Raw genomic sequence first — 21,572 nt, 5'->3', positions numbered from 1 at the left:
TATTCTTTTTAGATACAAGAAGACGAGGTTTAAAACGCAAGATTCATTTCTTCCTGCTTTCCTTCCCCGTCCTCTGTCAAGTTGTTATTTATTAACTTATTATTCAAACGACCCCATGCGGAGGTAGTTTACTTCTGCTTCCGACAGGTAACGCCAGTCTCCGCGACGCAGACCTTTCTTGGTCAGCCCGGCGAAGAATACACGGTCGAGTTTTACTACTTTATAACCCAGTGATTCGAAAATACGGCGAACGATACGGTTCTTGCCGGAGTGGATTTCGATACCTACCTGGTCTTTCTTGAAATCATCCGTATAGCTGATAGCGTCTGCATGGATTTCACCGTCTTCCAACTGGATACCGGCTGCAATCTGCTCCATATCCGCTTTAGCCAGATTCTTGTCCAGATGAACATGATAAATTTTCTTCTTCAAGAATTTCGGGTGTGTCAGCTTGGAAGCCAAATCACCGTCGTTCGTCAGTAACAGTACACCGGTCGTGTTACGGTCAAGACGTCCTACCGGATAAATACGTTCGTTGCAAGCGCCTTTTACCAAATCCATTACCGTACGGCGTTCCTGCGGATCATCCGATGTGGTAACAGTATCTTTCGGCTTGTTCAGCAGTACATACACCTTACGTTCGATGCTAACCGGTTCTTCGTGGAACTTCACCACATCCGAGCGTTTGATTTTCGTACCCAATTCAGTAACTACCTCACCGTTTACAGAAACCACACCTTCTGTGATAAATTCGTCAGCCTCACGACGTGAGCAAACACCTGCGTTAGCCAGGAACTTATTCAGACGGATCGGTTCGTTCGGATCAACAAACTGCTCCTTGTACTCGATTTGTTTCTTTATGCTATACTTAGCATTCGGATCATAATCGCCGGTACGCGGACGAGGACGGTATCCGCCCTGACGGTCGTTGTTGTATCTCGGACGATAGCCGCCACCACCATTGTTGCTACGATAGCCGCCACCTTCGCCATTATTGAAACGGGGACGGTACGGGCGGTCACCACCTTCGCGGTTGTAAGAAGGACGCTGAGGACGATCGCCACCTTCGCTATTAAAGCGGGGACGGTACGGACGGTCACCGCCTTCACGGTTGTAAGAAGGACGCTGAGGACGGTCGCCATAAGAGCCACCTTCGCTATTGAAACGGGGACGTTGTGGACGGTCGCCATACGAACCACCTTCACGATTGTAAGAAGGACGTTGAGGGCGGTCGCCATAAGAGCCACCTTCGCGGTTGTAAGAACGCTGCGGACGCTCACCACCTTCATTGTTGCTATTAAAGCGAGGACGATACGGGCGGTCACCACCTTCGCTGTTGAAGCGGGGGCGTTGAGGACGGTCGCCATAAGAACGCTGCGGGCGCTCGCCACCTTCATTATTGGTATTAAATCGCGGGCGATACGGACGATCCCCGCCTTCACGGTTGTAAGAAGGACGATACGGACGTTCTCCACCTTCTCTGTTGTAAGACCTGTTACCATCACGGCCGGCACCTGAATTCTCTTCATTGAAAGAATTTTCGCGCCATTCTTCGTTTTCTGTGCTCATTTTTTTATTCGAATAAAATTAGACTTTGGCCTCACGGCCTATTTAAAAAACACGTTTATTGTATAAGTAAACAATTAAAGCCCCGTATAAGTATGCGGAGTAATCGCTCTTAACTCTTTTTTAATATCTTCGCTTACATTCAGCTCTTCAATAAATTCCTTGATAGAACTTTCTGTAATCGCCTGATTGGTCCGGGTCAAAGCTTTCAAAGCTTCATACGGATGCGGATAAGCCTCACGGCGCAGGATTGTCTGAATAGCCTCAGCTACCACGCTCCAGCAATTATCCAAATCACGGTAAATAGCCGGTTCATTCAGCAATAGCTTGCGCAATCCCTTCAAGGAACTCTGAATGGCAATCACGATATGACCGAAAGGTACGCCTACGTTACGCAGAACGGTAGAGTCGGTCAAGTCACGCTGCAAACGGGAAACCGGAAGTTTCACAGCCAGATGTTCCAGAATAGAGGTTGCGATGCCCAGGTTACCTTCCGCATTCTCAAAGTCAATCGGGTTCACTTTGTGCGGCATGGCACTTGAGCCTACTTCTCCGGCTTTGATTTTCTGTTTGAAGTACTCCATGGAGATGTACTGCCAGAAGTCACGGTTCATATCCACCATAATGGTATTGATACGCTTCATTGCATCAAAAACAGCGGAGAGATTATCATAGTTCGAGATCTGCGTTGTATACTCTTCGCGTTCCAGTCCCAGTTTTTCTGCAACAAAGCGGTTGCCGAATTGTTTCCAGTCATACTGGGGATATGCTACATGATGCGCATTATAATTTCCGGTAGCACCACCGAACTTGGCAGTAATCGGACAAGCCTTCAACATTGCCAACTGGCGTTCCAGACGGTAAACGAATACCATCACTTCTTTGCCCAGACGGGTAGGAGAAGCCGGCTGACCGTGAGTCTTGGCAAGCATCGGGATATCAGCCCAGTCTGTCGCATACGCTTTCAACTGTGCAATAAGTTCTTCAATCAGCGGATAATACACTTGTTCCAATGCTTCTTTGACAGAAAGAGGGACAGACGTATTGTTGATATCCTGTGAAGTCAGTCCGAAGTGGATGAATTCCTTATAGTCATCCATTCCGCCCATCTTGTCAAATTCTTCTTTCAGGAAGTATTCTACGGCTTTCACATCGTGGTTAGTCACACTCTCGATATCTTTAATGCGCTGTGCGTCTGCTTCAGAGAAGTTACGGTAGATATTCCGCAAAGTTTCAAACACGCTGCTATCGACTCCTTTTAGTTGCGGCAAAGGAAGTTCGCACAAGGTGATAAAGTATTCCACCTCTACCTGTACACGGTATTTAATCAGTGCAAATTCAGAGAAATAAGCTGCCAAAGCTTTAGTTTTGCCTCTATATCGACCATCAATCGGAGATATGGCCGTTAATACATCAAGTTCCATACGTTTTCTTAGATAATTATCAGACTGCAAAATTAACTCTTTTTCCTGAGTTATAAGGCAAAAGGATAAAGAAAGTTTGTATAAAAGAGATAAGAAATAAAAAAAGTCTCACGAATTTCTTCGTAAGACTTTCCTTTTGTAGTGGGCGTTGACGGATTCGAACCGCCGACCCTCTGCTTGTAAGGCAGATGCTCTGAACCAGCTGAGCTAAACGCCCTTGTTAATGAGCCGGAAGTGTTTCGTTTTTTGTGTGGGCGTTGACGGATTCGAACCGCCGACCCTCTGCTTGTAAGGCAGATGCTCTGAACCAGCTGAGCTAAACGCCCTTACACTTCCGTTTCAAAAGCGATGCAAAGGTACGGCTTTTTTTGAAACCTGCAAACATTTCCCATATTATTTTTCAATAAAATTTTCACCCAATTAACAAACATACTGATTATCAACAGATAAAGGAAAAACTTTTTTTTTTCGTGTAACTTTCGATTTATCAAATCAGAGAAACAATCTTTCCCGGTCAGACATCAAACCATCTGCTTGCGAATGACGCGTACCGGATTCCCGCCAGCAACTTCTTCGCATGTTCAAAACTCACCTGCAACTCCGGCACGGACATATCCGCCAACTGGCTGCTGCGCATCTTCTCTATTTCCGTCATACTTTATACCTCTTTGCCATTCGTAAATACAAACTTCTTTTCATCCGAAAGGGATGCGTTGAACTCGAATCCTTCCCAAGAAAAACTTTTCAGTTCTTCCAGATTCTCAATCCTGTTTTTCAGGATAAAGCGCGTCATCTCACCGCGGGACATCTTTATATAGATAACTATCGAAGCCAGCTTTCCATTCTTCCATACCTGAAATTCGGGAGTTATGACACGTATTTCTTTCTCCACCCGCTTCCAGTCGAACAGGCTTTTCATTTCGTCACTAGCCAGATTACAAAGTATTCCGCCCGCTTTCTTTATATCTTCGATGAACATATCCGTCAAACGCGACCGCCAATAAGAGAACATGGTTTGATTCCCAAATTCCGGCAACACGACATCGCCCTCCAAACGATAGGAACGGATGGTGTCCAACGGCCTCAACAATCCGTAACAAAAAGAAGTCAGCCGCAGATGCTCCTGCGCATACTCAAATTCCTCATTAGAGAAATCTTTGGCATTCAGACGCTTAAACACTATCCCGGTATAAGCCAGCAAAGCAGGCAATTCCGGTGTACCCTCGGCATGAAAGACCTGATAACGCTTATAATTCTCCACAGCTATCTTAGCATTTACACGCAACAGACGTTCCAACTCGTCCACCGAAAACTGCGACATCTGCAAGGCAACTTCAGACGCTTCTTTTTGAAAACGCGGAATTGTACTCAAAGGAGTTTTCACCTTTGAAGTCCCACTCATTGTCTTGGCACAGGATAGAAGTACTAACATGCTTAAATCTGATTTTATCTTTTCAAGAAACAAAAATAAAAAATAATTCGCTTCTCTTACTGATGAATAGCTGAATTATCCTTACTTTCACCGCATAATTAACTTTAATCATTCATTAATAACAAAAAAGACCCCTTATGAGACACACACTGATCCCCCTAAAAGTGCTATTCTTATTAACAATCTTTTGTTTGACCGGGAATTTATCCCACGCCGCCGTTAATCCGAAACCGTTCGTTATCCCCGAATTGAAACAATGGACAGGAAAGGATGGCAACTTCATCCCTGGAACAGATACGAAAATCGTCTGCACTTCCTCCAATCCCGAACTGCTGAGAATAGCCCGACTGTTCGCCGATGACTATCGACAGATGTTCGGACAGACATTGAGCGTGACAGAAGGCAAGGCCAAAGCCGGAGATTTCGTCCTATCCCTGTCGGCCGACAAAAAGCTGGGAAAAGAAGGTTACGCCATCCAAATAGCCGACCGCGTGACACTCTCCGCCCCGACTCCGACCGGACTTTACTGGAGTACACGCACCCTTCTGCAGATAGCGGAACAAACCAGCGGACACCAGCTTCCTAAAGGAACCATCCGCGATTATCCCGACTATCCCATCCGGGGATTCATGATAGACTGCGGCCGGAAATTTATCCCGATGTCTTATCTGCAGGATTTGGCAAAAATCATGGCTTATTATAAGATGAATACCTTGCAAGTCCATCTGAACGACAACGGATTCAAACAATATTTCGAGCATAACTGGGATAAGACATACGCTGCTTTCCGCCTGGAATCGGACACTTACCCGGGACTGACTGCCCGTGACGGTTCTTATTCCAAAAAAGAATTTATTGATTTCCAGAAACAGGCGGCAGCCAACTTTGTAGAAATCATACCGGAAATAGATATTCCCGCACACTCACTTGCATTTGCCCACTACAAACCGGAAATCGGCAGCAAAGAATATGGCATGGATCATCTCGACCTGTTCAAGCCGGAAACCTATGAATTTGTAGACGCGCTGTTCAAGGAATATCTGGAAGGAGACAATCCCGTATTTGTCGGCAAACGCGTACACATCGGCACTGACGAATACTCAAATGCAAAGAAAGACGTGGTAGAAAAGTTCCGGGCTTTCACCGACCGTTATATCCGCTTGGTAGAGAGCTTCGGCAAGCAAGCTGTAATATGGGGCGCACTCACTCATGCCAAAGGCGACACACCTGTCAAATCAACGGATGTCATCATGAACGCCTGGTACAATGGATATGCCGACCCGGCAACTATGATAAAGGACGGTTATCAACTCATCAGTATCCCTGACGGAATGGTTTACCTGGTTCCTATAGCCGGATATTACTACGATTACCTCAACGAATCATTCCTATATAACAAATGGACACCCGCACATATCGGCAAAGCCGTATTCGAGGAAAAGCATCCCGCCATCCTCGGTGGCATGTTTGCCGTCTGGAACGACCATGTAGGCAACGGAATTTCCGTGAAAGACATTCATCACCGTGTATTCCCCGCCCTGCAAACCCTTGCCGTGAAAATGTGGACAGGTAAAGAAACCAGCCTGCCTTACGAAACATACAACGAAAAGCGTGCTGCTATCAGCGAAGCACCCGGAGTCAACCAGTCGGGAAAAATCGGCAAGAGCCCCGCATTGGTTTATGAACGCTCCACTGTCGCCCCCGGCAGCACTTCCGATTATCCTGAAATCGGCTACAATTATACAGTCTGCTTCGATATTACCGGGGCACAGGAGAAAAGCGGAACAGAATTATTCCGTTCGCCCAATGCCGTATTCTACCTGACAGACCCGATTCGCGGCATGATGGGTTTTGCACGCGATGGTTATTTGAACACTTTCCCATATAAAGTGAATCCGGGAGAGAAAGCTTCGATCCAGATTGAAGGTGACAGCCGTAGCACCACACTCAGAGTAAACGGAAAAGTTATCGAAGAAATGAATATGCAGAAGCTCTACTTCAACGCAGGAAAAGACTCTATGAATTATATTCGCACATTGGTTTTCCCACTGGAAAAAGCCGGGAATTTTAATAGCCGGATAGAAAATCTGAAAGTATACAATTATCGTATAAGCAAACAATAGCAAGCAAATCAAAAAGAAGAAAGCACCCCAAAAAAGAACTCCCTCTTTGGCATTCCAAAGAGGGAGTTTTTCTTATCTTGAGATAAACAGCTAAAGCAGCTTATTTATATTCCTGCCAGCTCTTAATCTGAATATCACTCAGTTTTAGTTCACAGAATGCTTCGATAAAGGCACTTGCCAGACGGGCATTTGTAATCAAAGGAATGTTATGGTCGATTGCGCCACGACGGATGCGGTAACCGTTTGTCAATTCGCGTTTACTGTGATTCTTCGGAATGTTGACAATCAAATCGAATTTATGGTCGGCAATCATCTTCATCACGTTGTTCTCTGCATCCGGTTTTTCATCCGGCCAGTAAACCGGAGTCGTGTCTACACCATGAGCATTCAGGAAAGCGGCAGTTCCGGCAGTCGCATATACTTTGTATCCTTTAGCAAACAGCATACGGCTTGCGTCCAGCAAATCTACTTTCGACTTCATCGCACCCGAAGAGAACATTACCGCTCTTTCAGGAATCTTGAAGCCTGTGGCAATCATTGCATTCAACAATGCTTCCGAGAAGTCATCGCCGATACAGCCGACCTCACCCGTAGAAGACATATCTACGCCCAATACCGGGTCGGCCTTGTGCAGACGGGAGAAGGAGAACTGGGAAGCTTTTACACCAATCCAGTCGATGTCGAATGCCGATTTGTCCGGACGTGAATATGGAGCATCGAGCATGATGCGGGTAGCCGTTTCGATAAAGTTGCGTTTCAGCACTTTGGAAACAAACGGGAAGCTACGGGAAGCACGCAGATTACATTCGATTACCTTCACTTCATTGTTACGGGCCAGGAACTGGATATTGAACGGACCGGAGATATTGAGCTCTTTTGCAATCTGGCGGCTGATCTTCTTGATGCGGCGTGCAGTTGCGAAGTAAATCTTCTGAGCCGGGAATACCAGTGTAGCGTCACCAGAGTGGACACCGGCAAATTCCACGTGTTCGGAGATCGCATATTCTACCACTTCACCGTTCTGGGCAACAGCATCGAACTCGATTTCTTTCGTGTTTTCGAGGAACTGAGAAACAACCACCGGATATTCCTTGGAAACTTCGGCAGCCATCTTCAGGAAATTCTCCAGTTCTTCGTCATCGTAGCAGACGTTCATTGCAGCTCCCGAAAGAACGTAAGAAGGACGAACCAATACCGGATAGCCAACTTTCTCCACGAAGCCTTTCACATCTTCAAGACTGGTCAACTCCTGCCAAGCCGGCTGGTCGATACCCAGTTGGTCGAGCATTGCAGAGAACTTGTTACGGTTTTCGGCGCGGTCGATGGAAATCGGAGAAGTACCCAATACAGGCACCGACTGGCGGTAAAGCTTCATAGCCAAGTTGTTCGGGATTTGTCCGCCAACAGAGACGATTACGCCGCGAGGCTGTTCAAGGTCGATTACGTCGAGTACACGTTCGAACGAAAGTTCGTCGAAGTACAGACGGTCGCACATATCATAGTCAGTAGAAACCGTTTCGGGGTTGTAGTTAATCATGATAGATTTGTAACCCAGTTTGCGGGCAGTCTGCACAGCATTCACCGAGCACCAGTCAAATTCTACAGAGCTACCGATGCGGTAAGCGCCCGAACCCAGTACGACTACTGATTTCTCATTCTTATAATAGTTCACATCATAACCTTCCACCGCATATGTCATATACAGATAGTTAGTCAGTTCCGGATGTTCGGAAGCAACGGTATTGATGCGTTTTACGGCTGGAAGGATACCCATAGATTTACGGTGAGCGCGTACTGCCAGATTTTCTTTCTCCATATTTCCGGTCGGATTCAGCACGAAGCGTGCAATCTGGAAGTCAGAGAAACCTAAAACTTTAGCTTCACGCATTACGTCAGCTGGGATATCTTCCACCTTATTATAGGTAGATAATTTAGCTTTATAATCAACGATATTCTTCAGTTTGCCGAGGAACCAAGGGTCAATTTTTGTCAGTTCGTGAATACGGTCGATGCTATATCCTTTTTCCATAGCCTGCGCGATGGCAAACACACGCAAGTCGGTCGGACGGGAAAGTTCCTTGTCAAGGTCATCGAAGTGCAGTTCATCGTTGCCAACGAAACCGTGCATACCCTGACCAATCATACGCAGACCTTTCTGAATGATTTCTTCAAAAGAGCGGCCGATAGACATGATTTCACCTACCGACTTCATGCTTGAACCGATTTCACGGGAAACACCGGCAAATTTTGTCAAGTCCCAACGGGGAATCTTACAGATATAATAGTCAAGTTGCGGAGCAACATAAGCAGAGTTCGGCGTTCCCATCTCTCCAATCTGGTCGAGTGAGTAACCCAACGCAATCTTAGCGGCAACGAATGCCAGCGGATAACCGGTAGCCTTAGAAGCCAAAGCAGAAGAACGGCTCAGACGGGCGTTCACTTCAATCACGCGGTAATCATCCGTATCAGAGTTGAATGCATACTGGATGTTACATTCACCTACGATACCCAAGTGGCGGATACATTTTGTAGAGAGCTCCTGCAACATTTTCAGTTCCTTGTCGTCCAGCGAGCAAGTAGGAGCAACAACGATAGACTCACCAGTGTGGATGCCCAGCGGGTCGAAGTTTTCCATACTGGCCACAGTGAAGCAGTGGTCGTTAGCGTCGCGGATAACTTCAAATTCGATTTCTTTCCATCCTTTCAGAGATTCTTCCACAAGGATTTGTTTAGAGAATGCGAAAGAGCTTTCGGCCAGTTTCAGGAATTCTTCCTCGTTAGCGCAGATACCGCTACCAAGACCACCCAATGCGTAAGCCGAACGTACCATTACCGGATAACCGATCTTGCGGGCAGCGGCAATCGCATCTTCCATGCTTTCTACCGCCTGGCTCACCGGAGTCTTCATTTCAATTTCGTCCAGCTTCTTCACGAACAGGTCGCGGTCTTCCGTATACATGATAGCTTCTACCGATGTACCAAGTACCTTCACTCCGTATTTATCAAGAATACCTTGTGTGTAGAGTTCAGCGCCGCAGTTCAACGCTGTTTGTCCGCCGAATGCCAGCAGGATACCGTCCGGACGTTCTTTCTTGATAATTTCTTCTACAAAATAAGTGTTTACGGGAAGGAAATACACTTTATCGGCAATCCCTTCAGAAGTCTGAATGGTTGCGATGTTCGGGTTTACCAATACTGAGCTGATACCTTCTTCTTTCAAAGCTTTCAGTGCTTGTGAGCCTGAGTAGTCGAACTCCCCGGCTTGTCCGATTTTGAGTGCTCCAGAGCCCAAAACGAGAACTTTCTTGATTTCCTTTTCCATTTCTTTTGTTGTTATAATAAGTTTTATTTCTAAGTTCGTCCATAAAAAAAATGCGTTACCCTCAAAAAAGGATTAACGCATTACCAAAGAACTAAAATATCGTTTTTGGAGAAAAAAGAAGAAGCCTGTCGTTTCCGGGTGCAAAACATCCGAATGTAGATAATACTTACTTCTGATTTCTTGTTGATTCATTGTCTATTTCAAAATTTGTGCAAAGTAACGACATATTTTGCAAATAGCAAAAAGAAACGTTCACTTTTTTACAGTGAAGTGACTTCATTTTGATGCATCTTTCAGTTTTTATCTGTATCTTTGTCGCTAAATCTATATTAATAAGGTAATAACAATGGGAAAAGAAAAAATCATATTGACGGGAGACCGCCCTACCGGCAGACTTCATATCGGACATTATGTAGGTTCGTTGAAACGCAGAGTTGACTTGCAAAACGCAGGTGATTACAGCAAGATGTTTATCTTCATCGCCGACTCACAGGCGTTGACCGACAATATAGACAATCCTGAAAAGGTACGTCAGAATGTAATCGAGGTTGCCCTTGATTATTTGGCTTGCGGCATCGACCCGTCCAAAGCTACCATCTTCATCCAGTCGCAAATCCCGGAACTGTGCGAACTCAGTTTCTACTTTATGGACCTTGTCAGCGTGTCACGCCTGCAACGTAACCCGACTGTGAAAGCGGAAATCCAAATGCGTAACTTTGAAGCGAGTATCCCCGTAGGTTTTTTCACTTATCCTATCAGCCAGGCTGCGGATATCACGGCTTTCCGTGCAACGACTGTCCCCGTTGGTGAAGACCAGGAGCCGATGCTCGAACAGGCACGCGAAATCGTCCGCCGATTCAACTATATATATGGTGAAACTTTGGTAGAGCCGGAAATTCTATTGCCGGACAATGCGGCTTGTCTGCGTCTGCCGGGAACTGACGGTAAGGCGAAGATGAGCAAATCACTCGGCAACTGTATCTATCTGTCGGAAGAACCGGAAGAGATTCAGAAGAAAATCATGAGTATGTACACTGACCCGGGACATCTCCGCGTGCAGGACCCGGGAAAGATTGAAGGTAATACGGTATTTACTTATCTCGACGCTTTCTGCCGTCCCGAACATTTCGAACGCTTCTTGCCGGACTACCCGAATTTGGAAGAGTTGAAAGCTCATTACCAACGCGGCGGACTGGGTGACGTGAAAGTAAAACGTTTCCTGAATTCTATCATGCAGGAGACTTTGGAGCCGATTCGCAATCGTCGCAAAGAGTTCAGCAAGGATATTCCTGCTATCTACGAGATGCTTCAGCAAGGCTGCGAAGTGGCAAGAGCTGCGGCTGCCGAGACTTTGGCTGATGTGAAGAAAGCGATGAAAATTAATTATTTCGATGATAAGGAGTTAATCGAAGAGCAGGTGAAACGTTTCTCGCAAGAGTAAAAGATATAATTTCTACAATATATCAAGGTAAAGGCTGCCATTCTTTTATAGAACGGGCAGCCTTTCTTATTAGTATGTTTTTATCCAAATTTAGTTTATTTCATCCTCGTCGTTCTTGAACAATACATCTTTCAGTTTCTGATAGAGGAATGAAAGTATCAGTAATATCAGTCCTAAAATGATGAATACGATAATCTTGCCGATAGTTGGCATAGCCCATAAATCGTCAAAGACGAGTTTGAGTAGGACTATTCCGAAAGTCGCAAGGCTCACCATGCGGAGTACTTTTTGATGCAGACGCATTCCTAATCCCATTTGGACGAAACCGGCGATGCTTAATGAAAGCGATAGTCCGGCACTAAATTCGTCTACTCCCACTTGCCAAAGGAAAGAGCGTACCATTGTCACCCAAATGAGTGTGGCAAGGATATTGATATATATGGTAAATCGGGGCTTTATGCCGATGATTGTATAGTACAAGCGTGCTACATAATACAAATTCGCTATTACGAACGCAGCTGTCAGCCATGGTAGTACAACAGGAGGGGAAGTCCATATTCTCTGGTCGCCCCATATATTTATGATATATACAAGTACGTTTGCCCCGATAGCCAAGATATAAGAAGTGAGATGTTTCGTTATCGGGAATCGTTTTCTGAAAGCATAACAAACACTCGAAATGGAAACGGCAGTAAACAAGAACATTGCTCCGCTTCGCGTCGCTCCTTCAAAATACAAACTGAATTCCATCATAAATGTATAATACAGGATGGCTACGGAAATGATAAGCATTAAGGGATTCCAAAAACTGTATTGCAACCGACGGGCTGTGGAGAAGAATTGATGATAATATTCCATCAATAGGGCGAATGCTCCCGTTGCCAAGCCTACGAACAAGGATGTTGCAAATGAACTGTTCAAGAAGATAGTACTCAAAGAATGATGTTCAAACATCACACTATATACATCCATTAAGTAAGAAACGAAGGTAAGTCCTACCAGTATTTTAGCCGCATATTCATAGACTCTAATCTTTGATTGAACATAAAGCCATAGCAGTAATACCATTTCCGATGCCCAAAGTAATGTGATATAGTTTCCATCCAGTTGAATCGGAATGGTGATGGAGACAAAGGTCAATACAAGTCCCAGGGTAGTATGCACCAGGAATTTATAATCTTTCCTGCTTTTCCACAGCCAAAGAACCAATCCCAAATTAACAAGAGCGATAAACAGGCTTAACAACCCGCTTGCTTTGAAAGACAGCCCCATGTTTCGCAGGAACAGTATTCCCGAAAGTAAATAGACAAAATTATTAGTGATGATGACAAATACCAGTCCACGGCTCATTGCCTGTATCTTCTCTCCACGAAGGATGGAGAATACCGGAAGCAAAAAGATAAAATAGAACAAGGTGGCAAACATCAACAAATGTCCCGATATGATTGTAGAACGGGAAGAATAGTTCAACAATAAGAAACTAGCCATGATAAGGCAAGTAAAGACAAAGGAGATAATCGGAAGTTCGCTCCACTTTTTATAGATAGAAAGTCCGAACATTCCCAAATTCAAAATGCTCACATAAGTAAACAGAACTTGATAACTACCTTCTCCGCTACTCACAATGAAAGGTGCTAAAAATCCGCCTACAAGTGCAATAATAGCCAACTCACGCCTGTCATATATCACAGAGAGAACAGACATAAATACAGTAATAGCTATCAGAATGATAAACGCCACAGTCTGCGAGAAGATATGATAATAATGGAACGCAATAGCAACTGTAAGATAGAACACGGCAAAAGCACCACCAGCAAGCAGCGAACTGAATGTACGATATTTCTTCTGTAAACGTTCGGCAACAAACAGTAGTGCTGCCCCCGTCAGGAAACCAAGTACGGTACGGAAAGTCTCATTAATCCAGTTCTTATCAATGGCGTACTTCACAAAGAAGCCCACCCCTATCACAAATATAAGAATACCAATCTTTCCGAAAAGGTTTTCGCCGATAAACTTCTCGTAATTTACTTGTTTCTTCGGCTTCGGAACAACTGGTGCCACAGTAACCGGAGACATAAGAGATTCTTTTTGAGCAGTATCCTCAACTGGAATATTTTCAATAATTTCTTCTTGAATATCCCCTTGAATATCTTTTGAAGCATCTTTCAAATTATCAGTAACCACAGCCTCAACTACTATACCTGGTTCTTGAACAAGCAACTCTTCTTCAACTGTTTTTTCTTTTGGCAAGACTTCTGCCACAACTTTCTCAGACGTCTCTTCACTTGATTTTATATCACCAGCAGCCATTTCCGCCTGTCCTTTCAAAAGAGCATCCATCTGTTTTTTTATTGTATCAAGCTCTTTCTCTACTTTCGTAAACCGACCATCAAACCGACATAGCAAAACAATAAGTATCACTATACCAAGCAGAGGATATACACTATTCAAATCGCCCATAGTATTTTGTATTTGATTCAGTATCACAAATATAAAACATATAATAACACCATGGAGCAATTCCTGCAAAAAGTTTTATTTCTTCTATTTAGTATGATGAGCAAATATAAATCTCAAACAAACTACATTTTTCTAATTTATCCATCAAAAGTGAAAGATAAATGTTACTTTTGTAGTGACAAACCAACAAAAATACATTATGAGCGTAACCAGGATACATATTAATCAAAACATTCTTATTTGGGTTGTTGAACGAATAGGAAAAACAGTTGATGAATATGTAGCTGAAAACCCTACATTTCAGCAATGGTTAGATGGTACAAAATTACCGACTTTTAAAAGTATAGAACAGTTTGCTCGAAAATTCTATGTTCCTTTGGGATATATGTTCCTCAATGAGCCTCCCCAAGAAGTCTGTCCAATCCCATTTTTCCGTAATATAGATGATCGTTCTCACGATATAAACGTCTATGATACGATAATAGAAATGCAGGAACGGCAAGACTGGCTTTCCAATTACCTACGCAAGCAGGATTTTGACAAGGCAAATTACGTAGGCATTTTTACTTCGGAAAATAGTATTCAGGAAGTCTGCGACAAGATAAGGGACATATTACAGCTTCCTCATAATTGGGCTTTTGAATATAAGAATATTGATGATGCCTTAAAATATATCACCAAAAGGATGGAAGACAAAGGCGTTATCATTAGTTACAACAGTGTCGTTGGATTTAATAATTCTCGTCCCATTCCGGTAAAAGTTTGTCGTGGCTTCACGCTAATAGATGATTATGCCCCATTCATCTTCGTGAATAGCAAGGATGCTAAAGGAGCCCAAATGTTTACGTTGATACATGAGTTTAGTCATATCCTAACGGGATATAGCGCCGGAGTTGGTGAAATTGACATAGAACATTCTTCTGATACAGAGAAGTTCTGTGATAAAGTTGCCGCCAATTTCTTAGTACCGGAATTATTATTCAAAGAAGTCTGGACTAATCTCGGAGAAGATTATGCAACTTTATCAAAACGTTTCAAAGTCAGTCGCTTTGTTATAGCGAGGAGAGCTATGGAATTAGGATTGATTAGTAGTTCCAGATTTTTTCAGTTATACAATTCCTGGGTAAAAGAACCGATAGCACACATAGAGAACAATAAAGGTGGCAATTTCTACCCATCCGCAATAAAAAAGAATAGCCGTACATTTCTTATTCATGTCAATAACGCACTGAATAGAAATATGCTATTACACATGGATGCTTATCGGCTTACCGGATTAAAAGGCGACACATTTCACAAAATTATAAAATCTCCTTTTTTTATTTGACTATGAAATATATAATAGATTCCAACTGCTTCGTAACTCCTCATCGCTCGTTCTGTCCAACAGATGTAGGAGTGAGCTTTTGGAGTAAACTCAGAACCTTAGCTGAAAATGGTAAAATATGCAGCATTGATAAAGTACAAGATGAACTTTATAACAATAGTGATGAACTGAAAAACTGGATGGAGACAAGTCTCAGTGACTCATTCTTTGTAAAATTCGACAATGCCATGTCAGTTCAAAAACTGACGGCAATAGTCCAGTGGGCTACTACAAATACGTTTTATATTCCCAAAGCTAAAACAAAGTTCCTCCGCATGGATAAAGCTGATATTTATTTGGCTTCTTTCGCTTCTGTCAATCCGGCAGAATGGACAATTGTTTCTATGGAGAGGTCAGCTCCCAACAGTCCGGGAGAAATCAAGCTTCCAGATGTATGTATGCAATATAACGTGAAATGTATTCAACTGGAAGAGATGTTTAGAGAGTTGGGAGAGACATATTAGAATGATTTTCCTCGGTTCACTCTAAACAGAACCATCATTCATTTGCCAGCAGCAAACGAAATCGTTTGCTGATAAACTACGAAATCGTTTGTTGGAGTTCGTCCCCATATTCAGCTACTCGCTGAAAGTGCAGTCACGAACCCCCAAGAAGGTGTATGCCATGGACTTAGGATTAGTAAACGAAGCCTCCGCCAATTTTTCAGGTGCAACCGGACATAAACTGGAGAATCTTATTTTCCTGTACCTGCGCAGGACATCAAAAAATATTTGCTACTATAAAGACAAAGGCGAATGTGATTTTGTCATTATCGAAAAAGGTAAAGTAATCCGCGCCATCCAAGTCTGCCATCAAATAACCGATCAAAACTTCAAGCGTGAATATAACGGATTACTGGAAGCCATGAAAGCATTTAACCTATCAGAAGGCATTATCGTCACCACTAGCCAAGCTGACAGTTTCGAAGAAGATGGAAAAATAATCCGGATGATACCTGCCAGCCAATACATCTGCTCTCCTTAAATCATCGATAAGATGAGAGCGTAAAAGAAACATATTCGGCAGCTTGCGATACCGTACTTTCGGCTTTCGCTTCCAGTCGTTTCAGCCACTCCAAAACGGCTTATCCATCAGCATTACGGCTGAAAGCGAGAACCATCCATTTAGGGTTCGCTTTCAGCCGCTTTTCCTTTACAGCAAGCGATTATAGAGAATCGCTGAATGCTGAAATCACTTTATTATTTTGCTGTTTCTACCAGTACAACACGGTTCAGAATCGGTTGACCGAACTTATCGACGCCACCACCGGCAGCAACTTTCAAGTTATCGGCAGGAATTCCATACTTCTTTACCAGCAGGTCTTTAACAACCTGTGCACGTTCCAAGCTCAACTTCTGGTTGAAAGCCGGAGTACCTGTTGCAGAGTCTGCATATCCGTTGATGGTATAGGTAGTGCCGGGGAATTCTTTAATGCGGCTGGCAAGATAAGACAAGTTCATCTCTTCCTGCGGAGACAGTTTGTCAGAACCAATCTTGAAGAATACGGTACGCGGAGCGATATTAGGATCTGTGATAACTACTGTTTCTTCTTCTACTTCAACCGGCTGTTTTGCATCAGCCAACTGCTGTTGCAACTGCATATTGGCGGCTGCCATTGCATTCATCTGGTTACGCATCTGGTTCAGTTCGAGTTCAGAGATAATCTGCGGTACAGGACGTTGGAATCCGCGGGTCGGGAAATAATAAGTTACACCGACAGTTGCACCGAGGATACCGTCATAATCACGTTTGCCACCATGTTCGCCGTCAAACTTACCTTCCAGACCTGTTGCGCTCAATTCAAGGTTCAAGTCAACAGCGTTCGACAAGCGGAAACGGTTGATGATACCTGCATTGAAAGTAGCGGCATCAGTGTGAGGACGAGAGTAAGAATGAGCCCAACCGGCACCGATATAAGGGATGATTTCATATACACGGTTCGGATTGTATCCACCGAAAAGCGCGTTCAGGTTAATCATCAAATCACCATGAAGATTCATGTAATCCCATCTCTGTTTGTAAGAACCGTCTTCTCTCGGACCACCGACTACATAGTCAGCAGTTTCATTCATCGTGAATCCTTTAGCTTGCAGACCACTGTACTGCATACGCAGTCCGAAGCCCGGAGTTAGCCATTTGCCGACAGACACGTTGAATGTAGGAGCAACACGGTCTCTGAATTTGCCGATATGGTCATTATTGCCATACAGCACCTGAGCACCGCCCCCTACAGAGAAGAACCAGTTGCTCCAGAACGGGTTGGTTATTACTTGATATTTATCTTGTACCTGAATCACTTCGTATTCAGTTACCGTCATAGTCTGCTGCGCAGAAGCGACAGACGCAACGCCGGCAAAAGCCAGCAACATCAGAATCTTTTTCATATACCTAATAGTTAAGTGGTTATTTAAATCTTTTTCATTGTTGAACTAATTAAATAACACGAACTGAACTAAAAGGTTTTAGGAAAAGATGAAATTATTTGCTTTATTTGAATAAACGTTCGATATCTTCTTCCTTAATTGTCGTCAATACAACCTTCCCGTCCGGAGTGTAATTCGGTGAGGGACAAGCGAAAAGATTATCAACAAGACTGACCATTTCTTCGTTGCTCAGCACTTGTCCGTAAACGATTGCTGCCGCACGTGCCAATGTCAGTGCCAGTATATTCTGTATTTCTTCCTTGACATCGTTCCCTTTTTCCATTGCCGTATGTAGCATATTACGCACCAGTTCGACCGGATTCAGCCCTTCGATACCGGACGGAATGCCATTGATGGCATAACTTCCGCCGCCCAGATTGCTCAAATCGAAACCTACTGCCGACAAATCATCCATAATACTTTGCAACACGGCAGCTTCCGAAGCGGGCAATTGCAATATTTCGGGGAAAAGAACACCTTGCGACACACCTTGCTTCTGCTGAATCTGAACCATATACCGGTCGAAAAGCACCCGTATATGTGCCCGGTGCTGGTCGATAAGCATCAACCCGGATTTTACGGAAGTCAGAATAAACCGTCCCTTGAACTGCAAATGCTGGTTTCCTTTTTCTATCACAGGTTCGCTGGCATATAAAGTAGAAGAAGCCATAGAAGGCATTGTCTCCATTTTTTCTTCTATAACGGACGTTTCTTCGCTGACAACAGAGTCTTCCCATTCCATTTCAGGCTCCGGCATCGGATTATTCATCTTGCTGGCTTTCGTCAGACCGCCATACAAATCCTCCCATTCCACCTTTGAACGGCTATACGAACCGCCGCTACCGCCTGTCGGAACTTTGAACGGATTATAATCCGAGTTATAATGCACTCTAGGAGGCTCGGAAGTTGTCTTCTGTTCAAATGCCGGAATATCGGGCATATCTTCCGTATCAAAATCAATGGAAGGGATAGCACTGAACTTACCCAACGACTCTTTCACCGATGCCGAAAGTATCTGCCAGATGGCCTGTTCATTCTCAAACTTGATTTCGGTCTTGGTCGGGTGAATATTCACATCGATATTGGCCGGATCTACTTCAAAATAGATAAAGTAGGAAATCTGCTCGCCGGCGGGAATCAACTGTTCATAGGCCTCCATCACTGCCTTATGGAAGTAAGGATGGCGCATATAACGCCCGTTGACGAAGAAATACTGGTGAGCGCCTTTCTTACGGGCTGTTTCCGGTTTGGCTACGTATCCGGAGATTTTCACCATGGTAGTGTTCACTTCTATATTAAGCAACTGCTGATTGAGCTTTTTACCGAAAATAGCCATAATGCGCTGACGCAATGGAGATACCGGAAGATTGAAAAGCTCCGAATCATTGCTATAAAGTGAAAAGGCGACTTCCGGATGAACAAGAGCGATACGTTCAAATTCAGCAAGGATATTACTCAGTTCGGTTGAGTTCGCTTTCAGGAATTTACGACGGGCGGGCACATTAAAGAACAGGTTCTTTACGGAGAAGTTGCTTCCTTTTGAACAGGAAACAGCTTCCTGGCTCTCTACCGTAGAGCCTGCTATCACCAGCTTCGTTCCCAATTCCTCCGATTCCGGGCGTGTCTTCAGTTCTACCTGAGCCACTGCGGCAATGGAAGCCAAGGCTTCTCCACGAAATCCCATCGTGCGCAGAGCAAACAAATCGGCAGCTTCACGTATCTTGGAAGTAGCATGACGCTCGAAGGAAAGACGGGCGTCCGTTTCGGACATTCCCTTTCCATCATCGATAACCTGAATGCTGGTCTTCCCCGCATCAGTCACCAATACATGTATATTTTGCGCATCTGCATCAATCGCATTCTCCACTAGCTCCTTGATAACAGATGCCGGACGTTGTATCACTTCGCCGGCAGCAATCTGGTTAGCTACCGAATCAGGTAACAAATGAATAATATCGCTCATAATTCAGTTAAAATTAAAAGTTCCAGCTTCCCGTTGCCAAATAATGCCACAAATACAAAAGGAAAGCAATGATAACCAATATGATTCCGAAAGAGACCGGTTTGCGGCCACTTGCTTTTCTTCTTTTCAGGTGAGTAGTTCCTTCGATAAACTTACCACGAATATCCTCCGGATTAAATTCTTTCTCCGGCAGCATGCCCAAGTCGCGTTTTGCGTTCTCTTCCATCTTGGCGAGCTTTTCCTTGCGCTCGTCCACGTAAATGTATTGATGATTAAAGCCACGAGGTTTCCTCATCGAATTAAACATTCCCATACTACTTCATATTAATTAAGTTTCGCTTTTCTGTTTTCGGTCGCCGGTCGGTAGTCGGTTTCAGAGTTTCCCCTTCCCGCTTGCTCCGCCAGTTGAATATATCATCCTTATTCAGCGGACGGACATAGTCGAACCAGGCAAAAGTAGGCAGACGCAGTTTGTCGGGCGGTATTTGATCCATCGGATACATCGTTCCGTTGGACTTGCCGATAAACAGTCCCTTCTCCATCTTCTTGTCTTTCATGTAAAGATGAAGCACACTGCCTTCCAGACAATTGAATCCGGTCATCGTGCTGTCCTTCTCTTCGGGATAAAAAGCAGTCTGTACATTACCAACCACCTCGATATGCCGCATATCGCCATCTATGAAATAGGCTTTCATCTCCTTGCCGGACACTTGGTTATAATGGATGGAGTCTTTCATTTCCACCGTCAAAGCCTGGTTGATGATATGCGCCCAGTCAATGGTACTGTCATTCATATAAATCTTAATCTGCTCGCCCAGTAGCTGCTGGCCGTCATTCCAAAGAATCGGGTCGGTATACATAGTCATGCAGGAGTCCTTCGAGTTATACACCAGCGAGTCGCATACTCCCTGCACATCGGTACGGTACATACGCACTTTATGATATGCCTTCATCAAACGGAACAAAGAGTCGGTATTCAGATTGTAAGATACCACCTGCAAGGTATCCCCATGCATAAAGAGACTATCCCCCTGCGAATAATCAATGGCAACCGCCCGCTTGGTGGCAAAGGCAGAATCCGTCAATTCATTATAGAAGCAGTAATCGCCCGTCAGCATATTCTTATTGATAGTATCCGTCATCTTCACATTATCGAACGCCTCACCATAACCGACGACACGGTCGTAGAACAGACTGTCGCCCACCAGTTTCTTTCCCTGGTTGGTCAGAATGGAACGGTCGAGCAGTTCGGCTTGCTCGGTCAACGTGTTATAGAATCCACGTTCGGAGTAGATGTGGTTATTATCACTCACAATGTTCGAAGGACCAAGGATAACGGCTATTTTGTTCTCCGTATTATACCTTAATGTATCGGAAGTCAGCACAAACTTGGGATTCACGAGTTTCACATCGTGGTTGAACACTGACTGTTTCGTGGCAGGGCTGTATTCGCCCCAGTCGGAAGTCAGCACGTTCTCTTCATCCATCAAGGTTCCCCCTTCAAAGTAATACCCGAGATCATAGAGACGGTCGTAGTTCAAGCTGTCTGTCAGCAGGGTCGTATTGCGGTTAATCATCTTCACGTTTTCACGGAGCTGCGCAATCTGCGTCATTCCGTCATAGTAAAGGTAATCACCATATATAAATAAGGTGTCTCCCTGCTCCATACGTACATTACTGAAAGCCTCCACCGAGTTGGTTTTCTCGAAAATCAAGGCACTGTCACAGTACATATACATACTGTCGTGGCGCATCTTCACGTTACCAATCAGCACTTGCACATCAGGGCGGGCCAGCTTGTCCGCCTGACCTTCGTCGGCATGGAGCAAATAAACCTTCGTCTTTTTATTCTCCGGCTGCTTCTGTGGCGGCCGAGCCGTTTTAGACGTATCCGCAGCCGGCTTCGTTGAAGTCCCCTTATTAGTTGCAGGTTTCTGTCCCGTAGGCCTTACTTGCGCTACAAGACATACACCAAACAGGCATAGAAAGCCTATAAGGAGCCATCTATGCCTGTCTTGTTGTTTATCTTTCTTATTTTGTTTCAGCATATAA

14 protein-coding genes, 2 tRNA genes and 1 pseudogene are annotated in these 21,572 nt (G+C 44.4%); 5 read left to right on the top strand and 12 right to left on the bottom strand.

Going from position 1 to position 21,572, the window contains the following annotated elements; translation table 11 throughout:
* Nucleotides 1–99: 99 nt before the first annotated feature.
* The 6 genes and pseudogenes from ACGHVY_RS18605 to yaaA form a co-directional block, all read right to left on the bottom strand.
* Entirely contained in the window at nt 100–1,569 is a 1,470-nt protein-coding gene (locus ACGHVY_RS18605; protein WP_390600576.1) for a pseudouridine synthase, read from the bottom strand.
* Between the two features lie 74 nt (nt 1,570–1,643).
* Nucleotides 1,644–2,990, bottom strand: a complete 1,347-nt coding sequence (gene purB, locus ACGHVY_RS18600; protein WP_390600574.1) for an adenylosuccinate lyase — start codon at nt 2,988–2,990, stop codon at nt 1,644–1,646.
* A gap of 142 nt (nt 2,991–3,132) precedes the next feature.
* Nucleotides 3,133–3,207: transfer RNA gene (locus tag ACGHVY_RS18595), tRNA-Val, on the bottom strand.
* A 34-nt stretch (nt 3,208–3,241) separates the two neighbouring features.
* A tRNA-Val gene (locus ACGHVY_RS18590) sits at nt 3,242–3,316 on the bottom strand.
* Between the two features lie 224 nt (nt 3,317–3,540).
* A pseudogene (locus ACGHVY_RS18585) lies at nt 3,541–3,645 on the bottom strand (sugar O-acetyltransferase); the annotation flags it as partial.
* A 3-nt stretch (nt 3,646–3,648) separates the two neighbouring features.
* Nucleotides 3,649–4,422: a peroxide stress protein YaaA gene (gene yaaA, locus ACGHVY_RS18580; RefSeq protein WP_390600573.1), complete on the bottom strand. Its 774-nt coding sequence runs from the start codon at nt 4,420–4,422 to the stop codon at nt 3,649–3,651.
* Between the two features lie 137 nt (nt 4,423–4,559).
* Here yaaA and ACGHVY_RS18575 point away from each other — a divergent pair, with 137 nt between their 5' ends.
* A complete protein-coding gene (locus ACGHVY_RS18575; RefSeq protein WP_390600571.1) occupies nt 4,560–6,545 on the top strand; it encodes a family 20 glycosylhydrolase in 1,986 nt (661 codons plus the stop codon).
* A 100-nt stretch (nt 6,546–6,645) separates the two neighbouring features.
* Here ACGHVY_RS18575 and carB read toward each other — a convergent pair whose 3' ends face one another.
* Nucleotides 6,646–9,867 carry a carbamoyl-phosphate synthase (glutamine-hydrolyzing) large subunit gene (carB, locus tag ACGHVY_RS18570; protein WP_308747284.1) on the bottom strand — a complete coding sequence of 1,074 codons (3,222 nt, stop codon included), beginning with the start codon at nt 9,865–9,867 and terminating at the stop codon, nt 6,646–6,648.
* Between the two features lie 346 nt (nt 9,868–10,213).
* Between carB and trpS the strand changes: the two genes are divergently transcribed.
* The gene (gene trpS, locus ACGHVY_RS18565) at nt 10,214–11,308 is read left to right on the top strand and encodes a tryptophan--tRNA ligase (protein ID WP_044653940.1); all 1,095 of its coding nucleotides are present in this window, start codon (nt 10,214–10,216) and stop codon (nt 11,306–11,308) included.
* A 90-nt stretch (nt 11,309–11,398) separates the two neighbouring features.
* Here trpS and ACGHVY_RS18560 read toward each other — a convergent pair whose 3' ends face one another.
* Complete coding sequence (locus tag ACGHVY_RS18560; protein ID WP_390600568.1) at nt 11,399–13,768, bottom strand: DUF2339 domain-containing protein; 2,370 nt, start codon at nt 13,766–13,768, stop codon at nt 11,399–11,401.
* 199 nt (nt 13,769–13,967) lie between these two features.
* Between ACGHVY_RS18560 and ACGHVY_RS18555 the strand changes: the two genes are divergently transcribed.
* The 3 genes from ACGHVY_RS18555 (at nt 13,968) to ACGHVY_RS18545 (ending at nt 16,118) form a co-directional block, all read left to right on the top strand.
* Nucleotides 13,968–15,095 (top strand): ImmA/IrrE family metallo-endopeptidase, encoded by a 1,128-nt coding sequence (locus ACGHVY_RS18555; protein ID WP_390600565.1) that lies wholly within the window; start codon nt 13,968–13,970, stop codon nt 15,093–15,095.
* Nucleotides 15,096–15,097: 2 nt separating this feature from the next.
* The gene (locus ACGHVY_RS18550) at nt 15,098–15,598 is read left to right on the top strand and encodes a DUF4411 family protein (RefSeq protein ID WP_308746806.1); all 501 of its coding nucleotides are present in this window, start codon (nt 15,098–15,100) and stop codon (nt 15,596–15,598) included.
* Between the two features lie 88 nt (nt 15,599–15,686).
* Complete coding sequence (locus ACGHVY_RS18545; protein WP_390600562.1) at nt 15,687–16,118, top strand: DUF4143 domain-containing protein; 432 nt, start codon at nt 15,687–15,689, stop codon at nt 16,116–16,118.
* A 215-nt stretch (nt 16,119–16,333) separates the two neighbouring features.
* Here the strand turns inward: ACGHVY_RS18545 and ACGHVY_RS18540 are convergent, their stop codons facing one another.
* The 4 genes from ACGHVY_RS18540 to ACGHVY_RS18525 form a co-directional block, all read right to left on the bottom strand.
* Nucleotides 16,334–17,518: an OmpA family protein gene (locus ACGHVY_RS18540; RefSeq protein ID WP_308746807.1), complete on the bottom strand. Its 1,185-nt coding sequence runs from the start codon at nt 17,516–17,518 to the stop codon at nt 16,334–16,336.
* A 103-nt stretch (nt 17,519–17,621) separates the two neighbouring features.
* Nucleotides 17,622–19,520, bottom strand: a complete 1,899-nt coding sequence (mutL, locus tag ACGHVY_RS18535) for a DNA mismatch repair endonuclease MutL (protein WP_390600560.1) — start codon at nt 19,518–19,520, stop codon at nt 17,622–17,624.
* Between the two features lie 13 nt (nt 19,521–19,533).
* Nucleotides 19,534–19,833: a hypothetical protein gene (locus tag ACGHVY_RS18530; protein WP_308746809.1), complete on the bottom strand. Its 300-nt coding sequence runs from the start codon at nt 19,831–19,833 to the stop codon at nt 19,534–19,536.
* A 1-nt stretch (nt 19,834) separates the two neighbouring features.
* Nucleotides 19,835–21,568: an OstA-like protein gene (locus ACGHVY_RS18525; RefSeq protein WP_308746810.1), complete on the bottom strand. Its 1,734-nt coding sequence runs from the start codon at nt 21,566–21,568 to the stop codon at nt 19,835–19,837.
* Between the last annotated feature and the right edge of the window lie 4 nt (nt 21,569–21,572).

It is taken from the genome of Bacteroides sp. f07, assembly GCF_042854785.1.
GTDB lineage: Bacteria > Bacteroidota > Bacteroidia > Bacteroidales > Bacteroidaceae > Bacteroides.
Note: the sequence above shows the minus strand (reverse complement) of the source record. Positions and strands in the feature narration are given on the sequence as shown.